This is a genomic window from Vibrio sp. 9-16B-A1, from assembly GCF_056726165.1.
On sequence record NZ_JBSDZD010000014.1, the window covers coordinates 1 to 21015 of the forward strand.

Consider the following 21015-nt stretch of genomic DNA (forward strand, 5'->3'; position numbering starts at 1 on the left):
CCACTGGCTCTTCGTCAAATGCCGCCAGTGCATCTTCTTCGCTGAACTCACCAAGATCGGCTTCGTCCAGTTCCGGAAGTTCAAACTCTGGTTCTTCTGCAACAGGCACTTCTGCCTCTGGAGCAGCCGCTAAGTCTGCATCCAGTGCCGCAAGTGGGTCTTCTTCGCTGAACTCACCAGGATCGGCTTCGTCCAGTTGCGGCAGTTCGAACTCTGGTCCTTCTGCTACAGGCGCTTCCGCCTCTTGAGAAGCAGCAAAGTCTGCATCCAGTGCCGCAAGTGGGTCTTCTTCGCTGAACTCGCCAGGGTCGGCTTCGTCCGGTTCAGGAAGTTCAAACTCTGGTTCTTCTGCAGCTGGCGCTTCCGCTTCAGGTGATACTACCGGCTCTTCAGCAACAGGTGCTTCCACCTCTGGAGACGCAGCTAAGTCTGCATCAAGTGCAGCAAGAGGGTCCTCTTCACTGAACTCGCCGTGTTCCGGCAGTTCGAACTCTGGTTCTTCAACGACAGGAGCTTCAGATTCTGGTGCAGCTACAGGCTCAGCCTGCACTTCTGGCAGCTCAGGTTCTGCTTCCTCAATGACAGGGGTTTCTGGCTGGTCATCGTCCAGGCCGGAAAGGTCAACGTCGTCGAACTCCCAGTCTTCGTCCTGAGGAATACCAAATTCATTAGCAGGCAGCGCCGGCTCTGCTGGCTCTGCTGGCTCTGCTGGCTCTGCTGGCTCTGCTGGCTCTGCTGGCTCTGCTGGCTCTGCTGGCTCTGCTGGCTCTGCAGCTTGTGGCATTTCCTGAGCAGCGTCAACTTCTGCCAGGGCTTCATCCAGACCTTCTGTGCCAGGGATTTGCAGTTCAGACTCATCTTCAGGCTCGTCACCGGCCAGGGCTTCTGCCTGCCAGTCTTCAATCAGGGCTTCTTCATCGTCCAGATCGGCCGGAGTTTCCCCCATCAGAATATCCAGCGGCTCATCTTCATGACCGCGAAGAGAGAAAGCGGTAGTTGGATCGGTCACCGGTGCGGCTTCAAACTCTTCCTCCACCTGCGCCGCTGTTTCCGCTTCCTGCTCCGGCATTGCCATTTCAGGCATGGCTTCTGCCTGCGATGCCAGTTCTTCTTCAGGCGACAGAATCTCTTCCTGTGGTTCTTCCACAGCCAGTTCCGGCTCCACTGCTGGCGCAGGTTCAGACGGTTCTTCAGCTACATCCACCACTGGCACTTCAGCGTCTGCATCTGGTTCTGTTATTAATTCTGGTTCAGCAACTGTTTCCGGCTCCAAGTCCTCCACAGCTATTTCTGACAAAGGCTCTGACTCTTCATCGGCAGAGACTTCCGGTACAGCTTCACCGGCAGCAAGCTCAGCCTGCAGCACTTCATCGAACACTGCATCAGCAGCTTCAGGCAGCACCTCGTCTTCAGTTGCCGGAGTCAGGGTTTCTTCCTCAGGCTCTGCCAGAGCTTCTTCCGGCTCAATATCGATCAACTCATCGAAATCAAACGCCTCTTCTGCCTGAGGTGCTTCCTCTGAAGTCTCCGGTGCGGCCTGATGCTCATCAAGCAGGGTATCGAGCAGGTCGGTGCTGTCCGGCTCAACTGAGGTTTTACTGTCCTCTGCCAGCACTTCATCGAGCAGATCAACGCTGTCCTCATCCAGCTTAAAGTCCTGATGCTCAGAGGCACCGTCACCCAGTACATCATCAAGCAGCTCGGTGCTGGCTTCATCAAGTTCAAACTCCGGTGCATGCTCATTCTCTTCAATCAGGCTGTCGAGCAGATCAGTGCTGTCAGGGTCGATGCTGGCTTTGACTTCTTCTTCAGCGTTCCCATCCTGAGCCGGGATTTCAGGCAGCTCAGCTTCCAGACCATCATCCAGGTTAAAGTCCAGCTCTTCATCTTCCTGTTTAAGGCTTGAGTGCTCTTCAAGAAGCTCATCAAGGAGGTCAGTGTCGCTGAGGGTATCGCCTCCGCTTTCAATCACTTCATCCAACAGATCAGTGCTGTCTGCATCCGGAGCAGGTTCACCCGACTCTTCAAGCAGTTCATCGAGCAGCTCAGTGCTGTCATCCTCAACGGACTCAGGCAGCGCTTCGCCATCCGCAAGCAGGGTGCCAAAATCCAGGTCGTCTTCCGTTTCTGTGGTGTCGATACCGGCAAACAGGTCATCAAGCATAGACTGGTCAAGGGATTCGGCCTCCAGCTCTTCAGTCGGGCCATCCGCTTCCAGCAACGCATCAATATCATCGTTGGACAGGCTCTCTTCCTGAGAAAGGTCGAACTCGTTGCCAATGCCTGCGTCATCGATTTCCGGCTCAACCGAATCAAGCGCAGCAGACATTTCATCCAGCCCCAGAGCCTTCTCATCCGCATCAACGCTGATGCCATTGCTGCTTTCTTCAAGATCAGCAATTTCGGCTTCCAGTTCCCCGTCGTCACCGATACCGGCAAATGGGTCTTCGCCGTCTTCATCGTCCAGGTTGAAGTCGAGCTCGCCCTCATCCAGGTTACCGAAAATGTCTTCCTGGTTGTCTTCCTGCTGAGGCTCGTCATCATCCAGCCCCATATCATCAGAGAACAGCTCGTCGCCAAGACCCAGCTCTTCTTCCGGCAACTCGCCGATGAGATCATCTTCAAGGTTGATCTCATCAATATCTTCGTCCTGCGGCGGAATAACCGGCGGAGGCGTGATTTCAGGCGTTGCCTGCTGCTCTGGCTCCGCGGTTTGTTTCTTACGGTTAAGCAGCATCACCACCAGCAGACCAAGCAGCAGACCCGGGATCAGCGCAACGCCGCCCAGCAGCAGAGGATTGGCGATGATTTTTTCCATCAGAGTCGGGGCGTTTTGTGCCGCTTCAATTTCACGCATGCGCTCTGCTGCCAGCAGTTTCTCGACTTCTGAGCGGATACGGTCATCGTCGCTGAGTTCTGTTTTCAGCGTCTCAACTTCGTTTTGTACTTTAGACAGCATCAGACGCAGCTGATGATTTTTCTCTTCCAGTGTGGACAGCTCAGTTTCCGACATTTCGAGCTGCTCTTTAAGATCGCTGACCTGTTTTGGCTCTGTTTGCGGCTTAATCTGTACCAGCGGTTTGACCACTTCTTGTTTTTGGCTGGTCTCTGCGGCCGGAACAGGCTTAGTTTGTGACTGCGGTTTGGCGACCGGTTTAACCGCAATGCGTACCGGTTTTTCCGTCCCTTTGTCCTGCTTTTTGCGGGCGTTGTGTGCATTCATCAGGCGAACAGCGGCATTGGTGTTTTCAGCCTGAACCTGTTCGAGTGACGGGATACGCAGGGTACTGCCAGGGATCAGCAGATGGATGTTTTGATTTTCAAACGCCTGAGGGTTAAGACGGTAGATCGCCAGCAGGGTCTGCTGCACGGTCAGGTTGTTAGCCGGACGCAATGTGGTGGCAATCGCCCACAGGGTTTCCTCACGACCGGTTGGGCCATAAAACAGGGAGGGCTCATCAGCTTCCAGGGCCTGATTGAACTGCTCAGAGAATTGCGGAGAAGTGATGACTTCCCCGTCTGAACCGACGATTCTGATGGCTTCCGCTTCTGCTGTGGAAATCTGGCTGGCGGCCACCAGAAGCAAGGGCGTTAACAGACGCTTGAAAAATTGGTGCATAAAAGGCTCTGCGTTACCTGCTTTCTATTATATGAATAATACTGTGATCTCCTTAATATATCGGATATTCACGGCAAAACTGTAGGCTGGCAGGCAAAAAATGTGTGACCGGAACAAAAAAATTCCGGGATATGGAGAAAAAGACAGCGAAATCCGATGAGTTGCCCCAAAAATAAAGGGCTCCGCGAAGGAGCCCTTTATAAAAACATCACTAAATTCTGACTCAGAAGTAATCGCGGATAAGCACTTCTGCAATCTGGACTGCGTTGGTTGCCGCGCCTTTGCGTACGTTATCCGCCACAACCCACAGGTTCACGCCACTGTGGTGGCTGATGTCGTTACGGATACGGCCAACCATGACATGGTCTTTACCGCCTGCGTCACGTACCTGAGTCGGGAAATCTTCACCGTGGAACACTTCAATACCGTCAGTTTGATCAAGCATCTGAACCACTTCTTCCGCATCGATCGGTGCGCGGGTTTCCAGGTGGATAGCTTCTGCATGGCCGTAGAATACCGGCACACGAACCGCAGTCGGGTTCACCATGATGGATGGATCGTTGAAAATCTTCTGGGTTTCCCACACCATTTTCATCTCTTCTTTGGTGTAGCCATTTTCCATGAACTTGTCGATCTGCGGGATACAGTTAAACGCGATCTGCTGGCTGAAGGCTTTCGTTTCTGCCGGACGACCGTTCAGCAGTTGCGCAGTCTGGCCTGCCAGCTCATCGATACCTGATTTACCCGCACCGGATACTGACTGGTAGGTCGATACGTTAATACGCTCGATACCCACTGCGTCATGGATTGGTTTCAGCGCGACCAGCATCTGAATGGTAGAACAGTTCGGGTTCGCGATGATGTTGCGGTTACGGAACTCAGCAATGGCTTCCGGGTTCACTTCCGGCACAACCAGCGGAACGTCGTACTCGTAACGGAACTGAGAGGTGTTATCGATCACTACCACGCCTTCGTCTGCCGCGATTGGTGCCCACTTCTCAGACAGCTCACCACCAGCGGAGAACAGCGCAATATGAGCCTGAGACCAGTCAAAGTTCTCTACGTTCTGCACTTTGATGGTTTTACCGTTAAAACGGTAAGTTTTACCTTCGCTGCGCTCACTGGCCAGCAGGTACAGCTCATCGACCGGAAACTGACGTTCCTGCAGTACTTCCAGCATGGTTTCGCCGACCGCACCGGTCGCACCAAAGATTGCAACGTTAAATTTTTGGCTCATCTTTTACCTCAATTTTGAAACCTAATTTCGCCAGTGGTTCAAGCTTGCACAGGGCATCGCCCACCAGCGTAATGGCACTGTATTCTCTTCTGTCCCAGTATTGCTTACGCATCTGATCAAATGCACCGGGTTTGGCAATTTCACGCCGGAACAGGGCATCGTCCTGGCGCACATCATAGATCAACTGAGTCAGATTGTGCAGTGTTGTGTGATCCCATTCACGATCCAGCATGACTTTCGGAACAGGCGCAACCGGTAACAGCTCAGCTGCCCGAGCCCGGTTTTCCAGCTCCATAAACTCACACAGTGAGTTGAACACCATGGTGGTCCCGCGTGCTTTTCCTTCAAGGCCATACCCCGCTACATGCGGCGTGGCAAAAGCCAGATGAGGCAACAGGTTCATATCTACCTGAGGCTCAAACTCAAATACGTCCAGCGCTGCGGTAAAACCATCTGCCCGCTCAAGGCGTGCTTTCAGTGCCTGGTTGTCCACCACCGGGCCGCGGGCGGCATTAATCAGGATCTGGTCACCACGCAGCTTGTTCAGCCGGTCACTGTCCATCAGGTGGTGGGTAGGATAGTCGCCATCACGGGTGATTGGGGTATGCAGAGTGATAACATCTGCCTCTTCAAGCAGGGTATCGAGCTCAGTAAAGCTGCGCGTATCACCCTCAGCCTGTTTCGGCGGATCATTCAGCAGAACCTTAATGCCCAGCCCCTCAAGACATTTCGCCAGGTAGGTACCAACCTGCCCCGCACCAACGATGCCCACGGTTTTATCGAAGATGGTAAAGCCCTGCTGCTGAGCCAGTACCATCAGCACACTTATCACATACTCGGCCACACCGACCTTGTTGCAGCCCGGGGCATTGGTAAATGCGATACCGCGCTCAGCCAGCAGTGGCTGGTCCACGTGGTCCATTCCGGCGGTCGCGGTGCCTACAAACTTCAGCTTATCTGCTTTTTCCAGCAGCGCCTGGCTGACCTTAGTCACCGAGCGGATCATCAGGGCATCGATACCCACAAGGTCGTCAGCGCAAAGCGTGCGGCCGGGTTTGGCGATCACCTCACCGAGCTGACTGAACAACTCGCGGGCATAAGGCATGTTCTCATCGATCAGAATTTTCATGGGAAAGAGGAATTCATTGTTGGAAGAGGCCATGATTGTGCCTTAACCGATGGAAATTGGAAATAAAAAACCGGCCTCAGATGAGGCCGGTAAGCTCCAGAACAAAAGGACTGAACCCCGCTCTCCTTGGGGAACTGCCTGCGTCTGTTCGATCAGGCCATAACGTCAACGCCGGCCTGATCAGCTCTGGAAAGCAGGATTAACCCTGGTACTTCTTGATAACCAGAGTGGCGTTGGTGCCACCGAAGCCGAAGCTGTTTGACATTACTGTTGTCAGCTCCTGCTCACGCAGCTCAGATACGATATCCAGGCCTTGTGCTGCTTCGTCCAGGTTTTCAATGTTAATGCTTGGTGCAACGAAGTTGTTGTCCAGCATCAGGGTTGAGTAAATTGCTTCGTGTACGCCTGCTGCGCCCAGTGCGTGACCGGTCATCGCCTTGGTTGCAGAGATCGCAGGGCTGTTGCCGCCGAATACTTCCTGGATAGCGCCCAGCTCTTTCACGTCGCCAACCGGAGTTGAAGTACCGTGAGTGTTGATGTAATCAACGCCGTCTACGCTTTCCATCGCCATCTTCATACAACGAACCGCGCCTTCACCTGATGGTGCTACCATGTCGTAGCCGTCAGAAGTTGCGCCGTAACCTACGATCTCACCGTAGATCTTCGCGCCACGTGCCAGAGCGTGCTCCAGCTCTTCGATAACCATCATGCCGCCGCCGCCAGAGATTACGAAACCGTCACGGTCCGCATCATAAGTACGTGATGCCTGATCAGGCGTCTCGTTGTACTTGGTAGACAGTGCGCCCATTGCGTCGAACATCATGGTCAGAGTCCAGTCCAGCTCTTCACCGCCGCCTGCAAATACGATGTCCTGTTTGCCCAGTTGGATTAGCTCCATCGCGTGGCCGATACAGTGTGCAGAAGTCGCACACGCAGAACTCATTGAGTAGTTTACGCCGCGGATCTTAAACGGAGTCGCCAGACACGCAGAAACTGTAGAAGACATGGTACGTGGAACCATGTATGGACCAATACGCTTCACGCCTTTCTCACGCAGGGTGTCAACTGCCACAGCCTGATTAAGAGAGGAAGCGCCACCCGAACCGGCAACGATACCAGTACGGTCATTAGAAACCTGGTCTTCAGACAGGCCTGCATCAGCAATCGCCTGCTCCATTGACAGGTAAGCATAGGCTGCCGCATCACCCATAAAGCGCATCTTTTTGCGGTCAATGTGCTCTGCCGGGTTGATTTTCAGATCACCCCAAACCTGTGAACGCAGACCTTTTTCTTTGAACTGCTCAGACGCGTTGATGCCTGATTTACCTGCTTTAAGTGATGCTAGAACTTCTTCGACGTTGTTACCGATACTGGAAACAATGCCCATACCGGTGATTACGACACGTTTCATGTGACATTCCTATAATTCAAAAATCCGTAGAATAATAACCAGGATGATAACCAGAAGTGGTCAGCTTTCCCGGAAATCCGTACAATCGCGGCTAACTTTAAGCGAATCACCCCAAAGATCAAAGCAACTATGACCACAATTAAGAATGCCGTACTGGAATGGAACGACGCCGGTACCCCGGTATCCGACCAGTTTGACGATGTTTACTTCTCCAATGTGGATGGCCTGGCCGAAACCCGGTACGTGTTTCTGGAGAAAAACCACCTGCCTGAACGCTGGGAAAACTTTGAGCGACAGCGCTTTGTGGTCGGTGAGACCGGCTTTGGTACCGGGCTTAACTTTCTCGCACTTTGGCAGTGGTTCGACGCATTTCGCCGCGATAACCCAAACGCAGCACTGAAAGAGCTGCACTTTATCAGCTTTGAGAAGTTCCCGGTCACTCAACAAGACCTGGAAAAAGCGCACCAGGCATGGCCGGAACTGGCCGAATATGCAGAGCAGCTGCGCCGCTACTACCCGGTTGCCGTACCGGAATGTCACCGTATCGTGCTGGCTGACGGCGCAGTCACGCTGGACCTCTGGTTTGGCGATATCAAAGACTGCATGCCAAAAGTCCCGACGCCTGCCGAAGGTATCGTTGACGCCTGGTTCCTGGACGGCTTTGCCCCAAGCAAAAACCCGGAGATGTGGAATCAGGATCTGTTCAACGGCATGGCGAAACTGGCACGTCAGGACTGTACCTGTGCCACCTTTACCGCGGCCGGATTTGTCCGCCGCGGCCTGATTGAAGCCGGTTTTGAAATGAAGAAAACCAAAGGCTTTGGTACCAAACGGGATATGATCGTCGGCCATATTGCAGAAAAACAGCCTCACACAAATATCAAGCCATGGTATTTCACCCAGTCCGCAGAGCAGCCGCAGGATGTCGCGATCATCGGTGGCGGTATCGCCAGCGCGACGCTGGCAACTACGCTGGCACGACGCGGCGTAAACGTCACTCTTTACTGTGAAGACAACCAGGCGGCTCAGGGCGCATCGGGTAACCGACAGGGCGCGGTTTATCCGCTGCTGAACGGCAATCACGAGGGCGTTTCCCGTCTGTTTGCACCTGCATTCCTGTTTGCCCGTCAGTTTGCTGATCAGGCAACGGAAAACGGCATTCAGTTCGACCACAGCTGGTGCGGCGTCACCCAGCTTGCCTGGGATGAAGCTTCCCACACCAAACTGAGAAAAATGGCCGATGGCGGCTTTGACCCTCAGCTGGTGCACTGGCTGGATGAAGAGCAGACTAATCAGAGTATCGGCCAGAACGCCGGTATGCCGTCTGTCCACTACCCGCTTGGCGGCTGGCTGTGCCCTCAGCAGTTAACTCAGGGTCTGCTTGATTCCCTGGAACAACAGGACAAACTCAGCGCACATTACGAAACCCGCATCGATGCACTGAGCCACAATGGCGAACAGTGGCAGCTGACCAGTGGTGACAAAGTGTTTAACCACACGGTCGTAGTGGTAGCCAACGGCCACAAGTTTAACCAGCTGGAGCCAACCCAAACCCTGCCTCTGGCAGCGGTGAAAGGCCAGGTCAGCCATATCCCGACTACGGAAGCACTGAGCAAAATTAACAATGTGCTCTGCTACGACGGCTATATGACTCCGGTAAACCCCAACAACCAGCAGCACTGCATCGGCGCCAGTTACGACCGCACTCATATCGACACTGAGTTTGACCCTGCAGCACAGCAGGATAACAGTGAGAAACTGAAACGCTGCGTGCCGGATCAGAGCTGGGTGGATGAGATTGATACCAGCGATAACCAGTCCCGCCAGGGGATCCGCTGCGTCACCCGTGACCACACCCCGTTTGTCGGCAACGTGGCCCAGTTCGAACAGTTAGTTGAGCAGTACCAGGACCTGGTATTCAAAGACGAGACCAGCGCCAAACCAGCACCACTGGCACCCAACCTCTACTGCATGCTGGGCCTTGGCTCCCGCGGCCTGAGCTCAGCACCGCTGATGGCAGAAACCCTGGCATCACTGATCTGTAGCCAGCCACTACCGCTGCCGGTTGATGTGCTTGAGACAATCCATCCGGCGAAGATGTGGGTGAGGAAGTTGAGGAAAGGGAAAGCGGTTACAGAAGGCTAGAGTTATAGAAACGAGAGGGGGGAGGAAGCCGGTTCTCGGTTCTAGGTTCTAGGTTCTAGGTTCTAGGTTCTAGGTTCTAGGTTCTAGGTTCTAGGTTCTAGGTTCTAGGTTCTAGGTAAGCAGGATTTCTGACTAACGGCTTACCGTCAACACTTTAGCTTCGTTTCTCACTAAACTTATCGCAAACTCCCCCAGGACCTTATACCCAGCACCTGTAAAAAAAAACGCCCAACCGGGCGTTTTTTTAAGCCTGTGACAACAACAACTGCCAAAGGTCAGAAACAATAATCCGGTCTGCCGGGGAGAGTTCTGAACGGGCTGATTCCAGGCTCTGTTCGATGCGGGCTTTAAACTGCTCCAGGTCTGTGACGCCCTCTTCTTCGCACGCGGCGGCGGACAGAGAGATATGACCACGCAGGTAACCACCAGCAAACAGCTCATCTTCAGACGCGCTTTCAATACGCTCGTCGATCAAATCCAGCAGCTTTTCTTCAAACTCAATAATCATGGTTTCTCTCTATTTCACTGTAAAATCGGCCACCGTTAACGGGGCCTGCTGATAAAAGTCGCGCAGCGCCTGTGAGAGCATCTTCACTCTTGGCGGCAGCCCCTGCTCAAGGATAGTCATCACCTCAGCGTGAACTTTGGTCATAAACGCGATTCTGTCAGGTTCAAAGTCGCCGTTAAGGTTGTCACAACTGACGTTAAATGGAAAGCCTGCGCTGACCGCCAGAATCCACTCATACGCCTGCGGGCGGGTTTCCACTTTCTCAAACTCCGCCTGCACCGCTTCACTGCGGCCATCCGGCTGATACCAGTACCCAAAATCCTCCAGTAACCGGCGCTCAGGCCCGGCCACACACCAGTGAGCAATTTCGTGCAGCGCTGAGGCGTAAAATCCGCGGGCAAAGATGATTCGGTGATAATCACACTCCTCTCCTGCCGGAAGATAAATGGGCTCATCCCCACCTGGCTCCAGCCGGGTGTTAAACGGCTCAAAAAAGGTGGCATCAAAGAGGCGGATCAGGTCCTGGTAGTTGTGCTCCATGACTCTCTCAGGCTAATAAACACGGGCTGTCTATTGTGCTTGGCTGGCATAATTTGTAAAGCGTTATCGTTTGCGATTTTAACCATTAGATTTTCTAATTAATATTCAACTCGATTTATTACTCTATCCCCCTTAGAATGCGGCTTTCGACTTCTGGTTGGGTTTAAATAATGTTGTTAAGCGTACTATATGTCATCGGCATCACGGCTGAAGCCATGACCGGCGCACTAAGCGCCGGACGTAAGAAAATGGACTGGTTTGGGGTTATGTTTGTCGCCAGTGCTACGGCCATCGGTGGGGGTACGGTTCGCGACATTCTTTTGGGTCACTATCCGCTGACCTGGGTTAAGAGCCCGCAATACCTGATCATCACCTGTCTGGCCGGCGTACTGACGACCGGTATCGCCAAATGGGTGATTAAATACCGTGGCCTGTTTATCCACCTGGATGCGCTGGGTCTTATCGTGTTCAGCATCATCGGTACCAAAGTAGGTATGTCGATGGGCCTGCACCCGGTGATCTGTGTGGTCTCTGCGATCGTGACCGGCGTGTTCGGCGGCCTGCTGCGCGACCTTATCTGCCGTCAGACTCCGCTGGTTCTGCACGAAGAGCTGTATGCCTCGGTTTCTCTGGTAGCCGGTGTGCTTTACCTGGCGCTGCTGCACTTTGGCATCAATGATGTGGCTGCAACGGTAGCAACCCTGGTAACAGGCTACACACTGCGTATCGCAGCGGTACGCTTTAAATGGCGCCTGCCTTCCTTTCACCTGGAAGCGGAAGGGTCACTGCACTGACAGCAGGGAACTGTATCCTGACGACTGGCCGGCCAACAGAGCCGGCTTTTTCTCACCTGTTCTTCAGACACTCTGCCCGAGAAGCCACTTACATCACGATCCAGATCACACTTTCCTATAATTAATTTCTCCGCTAACCGTAAAAACAACTGGAACAACCGTCCTGTTTCTCTTGCCTGCCTCCAGTCCTCCCCGTCAATTTGCATCTTTCCACCAGCATTCCGTCACTTAAGCCAGTGCTTTTCACACAATGCCACCAGCACAACCGATTGATATGATAGGGGATTATCATCAATTTACGTTGTTTTGAATATTCTGACAGGACCACACTATGGTTAATGCCACAGAATTCCTATTTGTTGTTCCGGGCACAACAGAGGCATTCAAAGTTGAAAGCTTTCAGGCAAGTGAAACTATCTCCAGGCCTTTTGAGATCTCACTCTCCGTGATCTCAGAAAATCCGGACCTGGAATTCAGCGATCTTAGCAGGAAGCCGGGGATCCTGACGCTGCACGGTCAGGGAGTTGGAGCCGCCCGCATATTTCATGGCGTCATAAATCAACTGCGCTACCTGGGTCAGGGCCGCCGGTTTAGCCGCTATCAGATCGTACTGGTTCCTCAGCTGTGGTTTTTAACCCAGAGGCAAGATTGCCGGATTTTTCAAAAGCAGAGCATTCCTGACATCATCAGTACAGTTCTGGACGAAGCGTATGTCACAGACTATCGTCTTGAGCTGTCAGCCAGTCACCCTGCAAAAGAGTACCTTCTGCAATACCGTGAGTCGGATTACCACTTCATCCAGCGCCTGCTGGCAGAACATGGTATGTGGTACTACTTCGAGCATTCTGTTACGGGACATACCCTTGTCATCACAGACAACAATGATGCTATACCGAAGCTAAGCAGCACCCCGGCAAACGCCTCTTACATGGGACCTCTGGTCTTCCATGCCGATGGCGGAGGCATGGCTGACAAAGAGCACATTACTGAACTGGAGCAGATACACAGGGTAAGAACGGGCCAGGTCAGCCACACTGACTACAATTACCATCACCCAAATATTCCCCAACATGCTGTCAACTACACTGCAACCAACAGCGATCTGGCTACTTTCGACTATCCGGGACGTTACACCAACCCGGGTGAAGGCGACCTGAAAGCCAGGCAGCAGGTAGCCTGTCATGTCGTAAACAGCCATCAGGTTTGTGCATCGGGCAATATAATGCGTCTGCTCCCCGGCTTTTCGTTTTATATCGGCGAGCATCCCCGCACCTCCCTCAACCAGCAGTACACCATGCTGTCCGTCACTCACTATGGTCAGAACCCTCAGGTACACGAGGAGGAATCCGGCGAAGAACCTGCCAGCTATTACAACCAGTTTGTTTCTGTCCCACGGGAAACGGAGATTAAAGTTGAGGCCCTGCCTGCTCCTGTCATTGATGGCCCTCAAACCGCTGTCGTTGTGGGCCCGGAAGGCGAAGAGATTTACACCGACGAAATGGGGCGAATCAAAGTTCAGTTCCACTGGGACCGCTATGGCAAAAACAACGAACACGCCAGCTGTTGGTTACGGGTCAGCCAGGCCATGGCGGCACCAAACTGGGGGGCGGTCTGCCTGCCGAGAATCGGCCATGAAGTCGTGGTCAACTTTTTGGAAGGCGATCCGGATCAGCCAATGATCACCGGCGCAGTCTACAACGGCCTTCATCAGCCTCCCTACCCCCTGCCGGAAAACAAAACCCGCACAGTACTCCGCACCCAGAGCCACAAGGCCGAAGGGCATAACGAGCTGTTTTTTGAAGATGAAGCCAACCAGGAAGAGATCCACCTCCGCGCCCAGCGCGATATGAAAACCAAAGTGCTCCGCAACCGCTACCGGGAGATTGGGCAGGATGAAGAGCTGAAAGTTCATCAGCACCAAACCAATGAGATCATGGCTGACCGCAAGGAAAGCATTAGTGGGAATAAGTCTTCCGTTACGGAGCAAACCTTTGAGGAAAAAGTCCTCAGGGATGTCACTGTTCGCCACAACGCTAACCAAAGTAATGAGACAGCGAAAGACACGGATACCACTATCCTTGAGAACCGCACCACCAGGATCAGCCAAAGCGAGGAACTCTCTGTAGAAGGAGAGCAGTCTGTTGTCATGCTTTCTTCAAACACCTGTGAGATCGGCACCGGTGATTCACTTACCGTTGGAAACCACCTGGATGTTCAGGCAGGCGGAAACATCACGATTCAGTCTGACGGGAAACACGCCATAGTCAGCGCGGATGAAATCAAAGTCCAGGTCGGCTTCTCCGGACTGGTGATGAGCAACAGTGGAAACATATCTCTGTACGGCTCAAGTATCTCAATAGACGGTCAAAGTGAAATATCGGTCCAGGGAGGAGTCGTGGATATCAACCCGGGTCTGAACAAGGTAGTAAACACACGCCCTATTGTTAGTGCACCTAAGGGGCTGTCTCCGGAAGCATACGCCGGACTGGTCGAAGTCGGCGCTTTGATGCAGGAAATATGTCAATGTGGGGAGGATGGAACATGTCAGCTGCACAAATAAATACAGAGTGGCGCGTTAACAGCGCTGGCGCTCCTTCCCCTGAGCCAGAATCAAAGATTTTCGCACTCATAGAGCCAGCTCTTTGGCCAGAGTGGCAGGATGAGCTTCTGGCCCTGGACCCGGAGCTGTCCTTTCACCAACTGTTTCAGGCAACCCGGTTCCGGACTGCTCACAATGGGCCGGTACTTGTTCGTATCGCTGATTCTGAAAGCCTGTTAAAAGCCTGCTCCACACAAATGCAGGCGAAACCCTGTGGATGCCTGTTTTACTCATTCCCGGAAACACGGGACAGAACGCTGCTTAAGACTCTTCGCAAAAGTCTCATAGCCAGTAAAGGAGAAGCAGAAGTCCTTCTCAGGTACTACGAACCCAGAATGTTGTTACCACTGCTCGGTGCGATATCAGACCCCGAACGGGCAGAGCTGTTTTCTGGTATCAGGCAGATTGTCTGGCATCACAAACAGTGGCTGTGCGCAGACATTGGCGCTGTGGCCGCGCATTCTCAACTTCAAAATCATCCTTTACATCTGACCCCGCATCATTTGGAAGCGATGCAGTCTATCGCAGAGCAATACGCATCATGAGTAAAACCTATACCGTAACCAAAGGCGATACGCTATTGCAGATCGCCATCGACCATAACGTGGATTTCAACACCCTGCTGGAACTGAACCCCAGATTTCAGCCAAACCCTGACTACATTCAGATTGGTGAGCAAATTACGCTCCCGGATGAGCAAGAGCCAGAACAGATCGAGCCCACCTACCCTGTCGAACCAGTTGGGGAAGTCCGCCCGCCCAAAGAAGAGGGATGCCTTGAGGGTGACCCTGACTGTAAACCCATGGAAGTTCACGACATTCTTTTTGTCACGGGTGACAGCCCCACCGATTACTTTTGTATCGATGAAGAGTCTGCTGCTCTGCTTGAAGAAGAAATCGGCTATACAGAGCAACTTCTGGATGGTTATAAAAAACTTCTGGAGGAAGCCCCCGGCAGCAAAGACGCGACACAACAGCAACTTGAACAACATGCCAAAAAACGGCAGGCCTGGTTTGATGAAGCCACCTACGCCGGTCTTATTGCCCAAGAAGACTCCCGCCCTCAACACCTGACAGCAAAAATCGCCACAGCTCAGGCTATGGGGCCAAAAACCGATCCCAATCAGAACATGGTGTCGTCGAAACTGAAAGAGCTGGATCAGCGTAAACGCTTTGTTGAAGACGTAGAAGATGGCTGGTTTACCAGCGAGATCTCGACCAACCAGTTAAGAGCCAAAGTTCTGTCTGACATTAACAGCCAAATCGAGTACTGGACTGCGCTGCAAACGCCTTCCAGACAGCCAGAATTCCCTAATAAACTGAGTGTGAAACTGGATAACTTCAATACCAAAAGCAAAACACTGGCAACAAAAAAAGCCAGGCAGCATGTGGTTGAAGTCTTTTCCGTTAAGCGCAATAAGTATATTTATATCCGCTTCCATTTTTACGAGCAGGAAAAAAACAAAAAGTACTGGCGAAAAACCAAAAGCAGAACTCATGCTATGGAGGCCCTGAAAACAGGGAAAAGTACGGAGTTTGCCAAAGCCATTGCCAAAGATATTGCAAAAGATATCCGGAGCGAGTTTAAAGATCCTACGCTTAAAGCAAAGCTTGCAGAATGGAAACTTGACGGCGACAAATGGCAGGAGTGGAAGTCCACCAACCACGTACTCAATGAGGACGGAGAAACCGTTGTTAACATCAGCGCTGAAGCACAACTGCTCCGCTGGGGCGCGCAGGCCAGCGTGGAAAGCAACCTGAAACTGAGTGAAGTTAAACAGGGCAAAATCAATATCGGCATCGCCGCCGATGCGGCAATATCTCTTGCTGAAGCCTCCGTCACTGCGCAAGTGTTTATTCCGTATGAAAAGGGCTTTCCTGTATCCCTCAGCTACAAAGACGCCAACAAAAAAGACGCCGTCCATTCATTTGGCCGCTTTCGCTGTAAAGGACAAATTACCCTTAGCTGCTTTGCGGGTTTAATGGCTCAGGGCTCAGCGCAAATCAGTAATAAAAACGACACCGGCGCCAACGGAGCGGCAGTCGGCGCTATGTTTACCCCAAAGGTCAAAGTCAACACCAGCGCAACAGGCCAGGTCGGCATTAAAGCGGAAGGATTTGCCGGAGCCCAGGCAGGCGGAAAGATAGCCGGAGCCATAGAGTGGCAGCACCCGGATAAAGAGAACACCCTTGATTTTGCCACTCTGACTGAAGTCTCAGCCGAAGGAAACATTGCAGCCGGTGCGGGGCTTGGAGGGGATTTCCAGCTCAAACTCGAAAAAGGCGTTTTCTACCTGGTTTGCTCCGGCAGAATCGTCTGGGGCGTCGGTGGCAGCGGCGGCTTTGGTGCCACACTGGATATGGAGCAGGTCTGGGAGCTGGCTAAAGTTATCCTGGAAGGACTTCAATATGTCGAATACCGTCATCTGGAAAACATCAACAAAGAAGCGTATGAATATCTGGTTAAAGCCAGCTATCTGGCACTTGCTACAACAACTATCACCAGCCCAAATCTAGCTCTATTTCTCGTAATAAACTCAGGAAGCGAACAAATTAAAGTGTGGTGGGATGAACTTAAAAAAACAAACAAGCGACAGGAAGAAGCAGAAATTCTTTCTAAGCGCTTGCTGGATAGCAATGTAATCAAAGGCATTCCCTACGAACAATTATTACCCGAAGCAATAGGAATGATGCTCAATACCCTGGTCGAAGAATTTTTCTTCAGTTTCAATGAGCAACAGGAAAAAGCCATCTGCCACTTACTGGAAAAAAGCGTGACAAGCTGGCGTAAATTTGAAGAAGTACTGGCCCGGATAAACAACAATGGCAGCAAACAGTCCGGAGATAAAGTCCTGTTTAATAATATCAAGCGGATCAACGCCATACTGGATAACTCCCAGCAAGCCCAGTTCAACCTCTGGGTTTACCATTTGGCGAACAAGAAACCAGAGCAAACCTCTCCGGCTCGGCCTTTTACTCCGCTCTCAGGTCAGAGCTTTGCAAATAAGCGAAGTCAAATACAGCTGCAAATTGCCAGCCTGAATACCAGCAAACAGGAATACTATGTATAAAACTCAGCCCCTTAAGGCAGGGGCTGTACACTATCAATTTGCGGGAGTCGTCTGTTGCAATGAGCAACGAAAGCTATCACCCGGATAATACATGTCTTTCTCTGGTATTGATGGCACACGATCAAAAGTGAATGTTACGCCAGAGGCATCTCTCATCACTTTCTGCGATCCTTTCTCCGGGCCTTGGGGATTATGTTCCGGGGAGTGTTGATAATAATCTGGCGAATACCAGTCATTAACCCACTCGCTAATACCATTGCTCATACCATAAACCCCCAAAGAATTGGGAGGGTATTTACCTATATGTTCTTCCAGCCCCGTCTGTTTATTCACTTGCTCCTGAGTGTAATAAACATCCTCCCCAATAACCGGGTCGAAGTACCAGGTATCAGCGTACTGTAGATACCCTGTATTGGTAGCAAAATAGTACTTTTGACCTCGACTGCGCGCCGCATACTCCCATTGCGCTTCAGTAGGCAAATCAAACGGCAGTGCCGTGACCTCTCCAAGCCATAAACAGTAATCTTTTGCTTCCTGCCATTTTCTTATTGGCGCTACTTTATTTGCACGATACTCCAGCAAACGCTTATAGTCTGTGCTACTTCTGCTTATGTGCTGCCCTTCAAGAACCTGATAATCCTTTGTTTTATTATCAGCCACCGGCAAACCATTAATCTTGCGCATCCACTCCATATCTAAAAATCCAGTCTCAAACTTAGAAATAGAATAGGAATCAAGTGTGACCTTGTGAAGATGGTCAATACCGGTTTCCACGCTGGAATAGGACGTCAGACATTCCGCCTCCGGACTCCAGTCTATCCGGTTTCGTGTCCCACTGGGAATTTCACAGGGCGCACGAAAATCCCCCATTTCAAAGCTGCCACCTTCCACATACACCAGGTTTTCAATAGCCCGGACTGCTGTGCCTGCGGCTTTCTGCTTTAACTCATTTGATGCATCCGGATACGCTTTATTGATATTGGCGATAATTGTCTTTATCCGCTCCGGCGACACGGACTCACTGGTGACTTTAATATCTGTTCCTGTGCTATTACAGCCACTGACTACCGGCAGCAAGCAAACCAGACCTAACCAACTGTTTTTCATTGTAGTTCCTTCTTTATGACGTCTGGCTATTTTACTTAATTGAAGTGTTTTTTTACAGGGCAAAATCAATATCGGCATCGCCGCCGATGCGGCAATATCTCTTGCTGAAGCCTCCGTCACTGCGCAAGTGTTTATTCCGTATGAAAAGGGCTTTCCTGTATCCCTCAGCTACAAAGACGCCAACAAAAAAGACGCCGTCCATTCATTTGGCCGCTTTCGCTGTAAAGGACAAATTACCCTTAGCTGCTTTGCGGGTTTAATGGCTCAGGGCTCAGCGCAAATCAGTAATAAAAACGACACCGGCGCCAACGGAGCGGCTGTCGGCGCTATGTTTACCCCAAAGGTCAAAGTCAACACCAGCGCAACAGGCCAGGTCGGCATTAAAGCGGAAGGATTTGCCGGGGCCCAGGCAGGCGGAAAGATAGCCGGAGCCATAGAGTGGCAACACCCGGATAAAGAGAACACCCTTGATTTTGCCACTCTGACTGAAGTCTCAGCCGAAGGAAACATTGCAGCCGGAGCCGGACTGGGGGGGGGATTTCGAACTCCGTTTGCAGAACGGTGTCTTCTATCTTGTATGCTCCGGCAGAATCGTTTGGGGCGTCGGTGGCAGCGGTGGCTTTGGTGCCACACTGGATATGGAACAGGTCTGGGAGCTGGCTAAAGTAATATTGGAAGGGCTTCAATATGTTGAGTATCGTCACCTGGAAAATATCAATGATTTGGCGTACGAATATCTCGTTAAAGCCAGTTACCTGGCACTTGCTACAACCGCTATCACCAGCCCAAATCTAGCTCTATTTCTCGCAATAAACTCCGGAAGCGAACAAATTAAAGTATGGTGGGATGAGCTTAAAAAAACGAACAAGCGACAGGAAGAAGCAGAAATTCTTTCTAAGCGCTTGCTGGATAGCAATGTAATCAAAGGCATTCCCTACGAACAATTATTACCCGAAGCGATAGGAATGATGCTCAATACCCTGGTCGAAGAATTTTTCTTCAGTTTCAATGAGCAACAGGAAAAGGCCATCTGTCACTTACTGGAACAAAGCGTGACAAGCTGGCGTAAATTTGAAGAAGTACTGGCCCGGATAGACAGCAATGGCAGCAAACAATCCGGAGATAAAGTCCTGTTTGATAATATCAAACGGATCAACGCCATACTGGACAACTCCCAGCAAGCCCAGTTCAACCTCTGGGTTTACCAGTTGGCGAATAAGAAACCAGAGCAAACCTCTCCGGCTCAGCCCTTTACTCCACTTTCTGGTCAGGACTTCGCGAACAAACGCAGTCAGATACAGCTGCAAATTGCCAGCCTGAATACCGGCAGACAGGAATACTATGTATAAAACTCAGCCCCTGAATGCAGGGGCTGTACACTATCAATTTACGGGAGTCGTCTGTTGCAATGAACAACGAAAGCTATCACCCGGATAATACTTGTCTCTCTCTGGTTCCGATGGAATACGGGAAAATGTCATCGTTACCCCGGCAGCATCCCTCTTCACTTTCTGAGTTCCTTTTTCCGGACCTTGAGGATTAAGCTCCGGCGAGCGTTGATAATAATCTGGCGAATACCAGTCATTAACCCACTCACTAATCTGATTGCTCATTCCATAAACTCCCAATGGATTGGGTGGGTATTTGTCGAGATCATCAGCTCCTTTGGGCGCATTAACTTCATCGTCTGAATAATCAATATAGTAACCACTTTCTGGATCGAAGTAATGCCCCCCCTGCAACTGCAAATAACCAGTATTGGTAGCAAAATAGTACTTTTGCCCGCGACTGCGCGCCGCATACTCCCATTGCGCTTCAGTAGGCAAATCAAACGGCAGTGCCGTTATCTCTCCAAGCCATAAACAGTAATCCTTCGCTTCCTGCCATTTTTTTATTGGAGCAACTTTATTTGCACGATACTCCAGCAAACGCTTATAGTCTGAGCTACTTCTGCTTATGTGCTGCCCTTCAAGAACCTGATAATCCTTTGTTTTATTATCAGCCACCGGCAACCCATTAATCTGCCTCATCCACTCCATATCTAAAAAACCCGTTTCAAATCTGGAGATAGAATAAGAGTCCAGTGTGACTTTATGCAGATGAACGGCTCCGGTCCTGACACTGGATGGGGAACTTAAACACTGGGCGTCCGGAGTCCAGTCAATCCGTTCAATTGCCCGACTGGGAATTTCACAGGGCGCACGAAAATCCCCCATTTCAAAGCTGCCACCTTCCACATACACCAGGTTTTCAATAGCCCGAACCGCTGTGCCTGCAGCTTTCTGCTTTAACTCATTTGATGCATCCGGATACGCTTTATTGATATTGGCGATAATTGTCTTTATCTGCTCCGGCGACACCGTCTCACTGGTGACTTTGATATCGGTTCCTGTGCTATTACAGCCACTGACCACCGGCAGCAAGCAAACCAGACCTAACCAACTGTTTTTCATTGTAGTTCCTTTTTTATCGTCACCTGAGTATTCTACTCAATCCTGAAGGATTTTAGTAGAACAGAAACAACTGAACTTCATTTGAAAATATAATAACACCAACCTTTCCCAGAGAGAAAATGGGACAAAGATCACGCCAGCAACAATTTCCTTTCTGCCCAGTATTAAGTCTTTTCATTCCGGACTTTCATTTTTTCCAAAACAGCACTCAAATTAACTGCAGGGAGACAAGTAAAAATAACCACAAGGTGAACTAATTCCACCAAATCACTATTAATTCTGAAACAGTGAACTTTCATAGTGTAGTGATAGAATCCCAGAACGTATCAACCCAAAATGCCTTCACCACCAGTTCGAGATACTTTAGAGCAGGACAATGAAAATAGATATAGGAACATAACCA

General features: G+C 51.2%; 14 protein-coding genes. 6 read left to right on the top strand and 8 right to left on the bottom strand.

The genetic code is table 11. The features are described from left to right. From ACVB80_RS19380 to fabB, 4 genes are all read right to left on the bottom strand, one after another. A partial coding sequence (locus ACVB80_RS19380) for a FimV/HubP family polar landmark protein (RefSeq protein ID WP_481082936.1) occupies positions 1-3619 on the bottom strand: 3619 nt, incomplete at its 3' end. 223 nt (positions 3620-3842) lie between these two features. Then, the gene (locus tag ACVB80_RS19385) at positions 3843-4856 is read right to left on the bottom strand and encodes an aspartate-semialdehyde dehydrogenase (protein ID WP_481080357.1); all 1014 of its coding nucleotides are present in this window, start codon (positions 4854-4856) and stop codon (positions 3843-3845) included. Then, positions 4840-5985, bottom strand: a complete 1146-nt coding sequence (locus ACVB80_RS19390) for a 4-phosphoerythronate dehydrogenase (RefSeq protein ID WP_481080358.1) — start codon at positions 5983-5985, stop codon at positions 4840-4842. The genes ACVB80_RS19385 and ACVB80_RS19390 overlap by 17 nt, the downstream gene beginning before the upstream one ends. Before the next feature lie 199 nt (positions 5986-6184). Beyond that, entirely contained in the window at positions 6185-7396 is a 1212-nt protein-coding gene (fabB, locus tag ACVB80_RS19395; RefSeq protein WP_481080359.1) for a beta-ketoacyl-ACP synthase I, read from the bottom strand. A gap of 129 nt (positions 7397-7525) precedes the next feature. On the opposite strand from fabB, the gene mnmC reads away from it, so the two are divergent. Further along, complete coding sequence (mnmC, locus tag ACVB80_RS19400; protein WP_481080360.1) at positions 7526-9541, top strand: bifunctional tRNA (5-methylaminomethyl-2-thiouridine)(34)-methyltransferase MnmC2/FAD-dependent 5-carboxymethylaminomethyl-2-thiouridine(34) oxidoreductase MnmC1; 2016 nt, start codon at positions 7526-7528, stop codon at positions 9539-9541. A 244-nt stretch (positions 9542-9785) separates the two neighbouring features. Here the strand turns inward: mnmC and ACVB80_RS19405 are convergent, their stop codons facing one another. Both ACVB80_RS19405 and ACVB80_RS19410 read right to left on the bottom strand, forming a co-directional pair. Beyond that, positions 9786-10049, bottom strand: a complete 264-nt coding sequence (locus ACVB80_RS19405) for a YfcL family protein (protein ID WP_481080361.1) — start codon at positions 10047-10049, stop codon at positions 9786-9788. Between the two features lie 9 nt (positions 10050-10058). Next, positions 10059-10589 carry an elongation factor P hydroxylase gene (locus tag ACVB80_RS19410; protein WP_481080362.1) on the bottom strand — a complete coding sequence of 177 codons (531 nt, stop codon included), beginning with the start codon at positions 10587-10589 and terminating at the stop codon, positions 10059-10061. Between the two features lie 170 nt (positions 10590-10759). Between ACVB80_RS19410 and ACVB80_RS19415 the strand changes: the two genes are divergently transcribed. The 4 genes from ACVB80_RS19415 (at position 10760) to ACVB80_RS19430 (ending at position 17052) form a co-directional block, all read left to right on the top strand. Continuing rightward, the gene (locus ACVB80_RS19415) at positions 10760-11383 is read left to right on the top strand and encodes a trimeric intracellular cation channel family protein (protein WP_481080363.1); all 624 of its coding nucleotides are present in this window, start codon (positions 10760-10762) and stop codon (positions 11381-11383) included. Positions 11384-11714: 331 nt separating this feature from the next. Further along, entirely contained in the window at positions 11715-13943 is a 2229-nt protein-coding gene (locus ACVB80_RS19420; RefSeq protein WP_481080364.1) for a type VI secretion system Vgr family protein, read from the top strand. Then, positions 13925-14527: a DUF4123 domain-containing protein gene (locus tag ACVB80_RS19425; RefSeq protein WP_481080365.1), complete on the top strand. Its 603-nt coding sequence runs from the start codon at positions 13925-13927 to the stop codon at positions 14525-14527. The genes ACVB80_RS19420 and ACVB80_RS19425 overlap by 19 nt, the downstream gene beginning before the upstream one ends. Continuing rightward, positions 14524-17052 (top strand): LysM peptidoglycan-binding domain-containing protein, encoded by a 2529-nt coding sequence (locus tag ACVB80_RS19430; RefSeq protein WP_481082937.1) that lies wholly within the window; start codon positions 14524-14526, stop codon positions 17050-17052. Before ACVB80_RS19425 ends, ACVB80_RS19430 begins: the two co-directional genes overlap by 4 nt. Before the next feature lie 33 nt (positions 17053-17085). Here ACVB80_RS19430 and ACVB80_RS19435 read toward each other — a convergent pair whose 3' ends face one another. Continuing rightward, positions 17086-18159 carry a formylglycine-generating enzyme family protein gene (locus tag ACVB80_RS19435; RefSeq protein ID WP_481082938.1) on the bottom strand — a complete coding sequence of 358 codons (1074 nt, stop codon included), beginning with the start codon at positions 18157-18159 and terminating at the stop codon, positions 17086-17088. 509 nt (positions 18160-18668) lie between these two features. Between ACVB80_RS19435 and ACVB80_RS19440 the strand changes: the two genes are divergently transcribed. Continuing rightward, positions 18669-19508: a hypothetical protein gene (locus ACVB80_RS19440; protein WP_481082939.1), complete on the top strand. Its 840-nt coding sequence runs from the start codon at positions 18669-18671 to the stop codon at positions 19506-19508. A 33-nt stretch (positions 19509-19541) separates the two neighbouring features. Here ACVB80_RS19440 and ACVB80_RS19445 read toward each other — a convergent pair whose 3' ends face one another. Further along, entirely contained in the window at positions 19542-20612 is a 1071-nt protein-coding gene (locus ACVB80_RS19445) for a formylglycine-generating enzyme family protein (RefSeq protein WP_481082940.1), read from the bottom strand. Positions 20613-21015 lie beyond the last annotated feature (403 nt).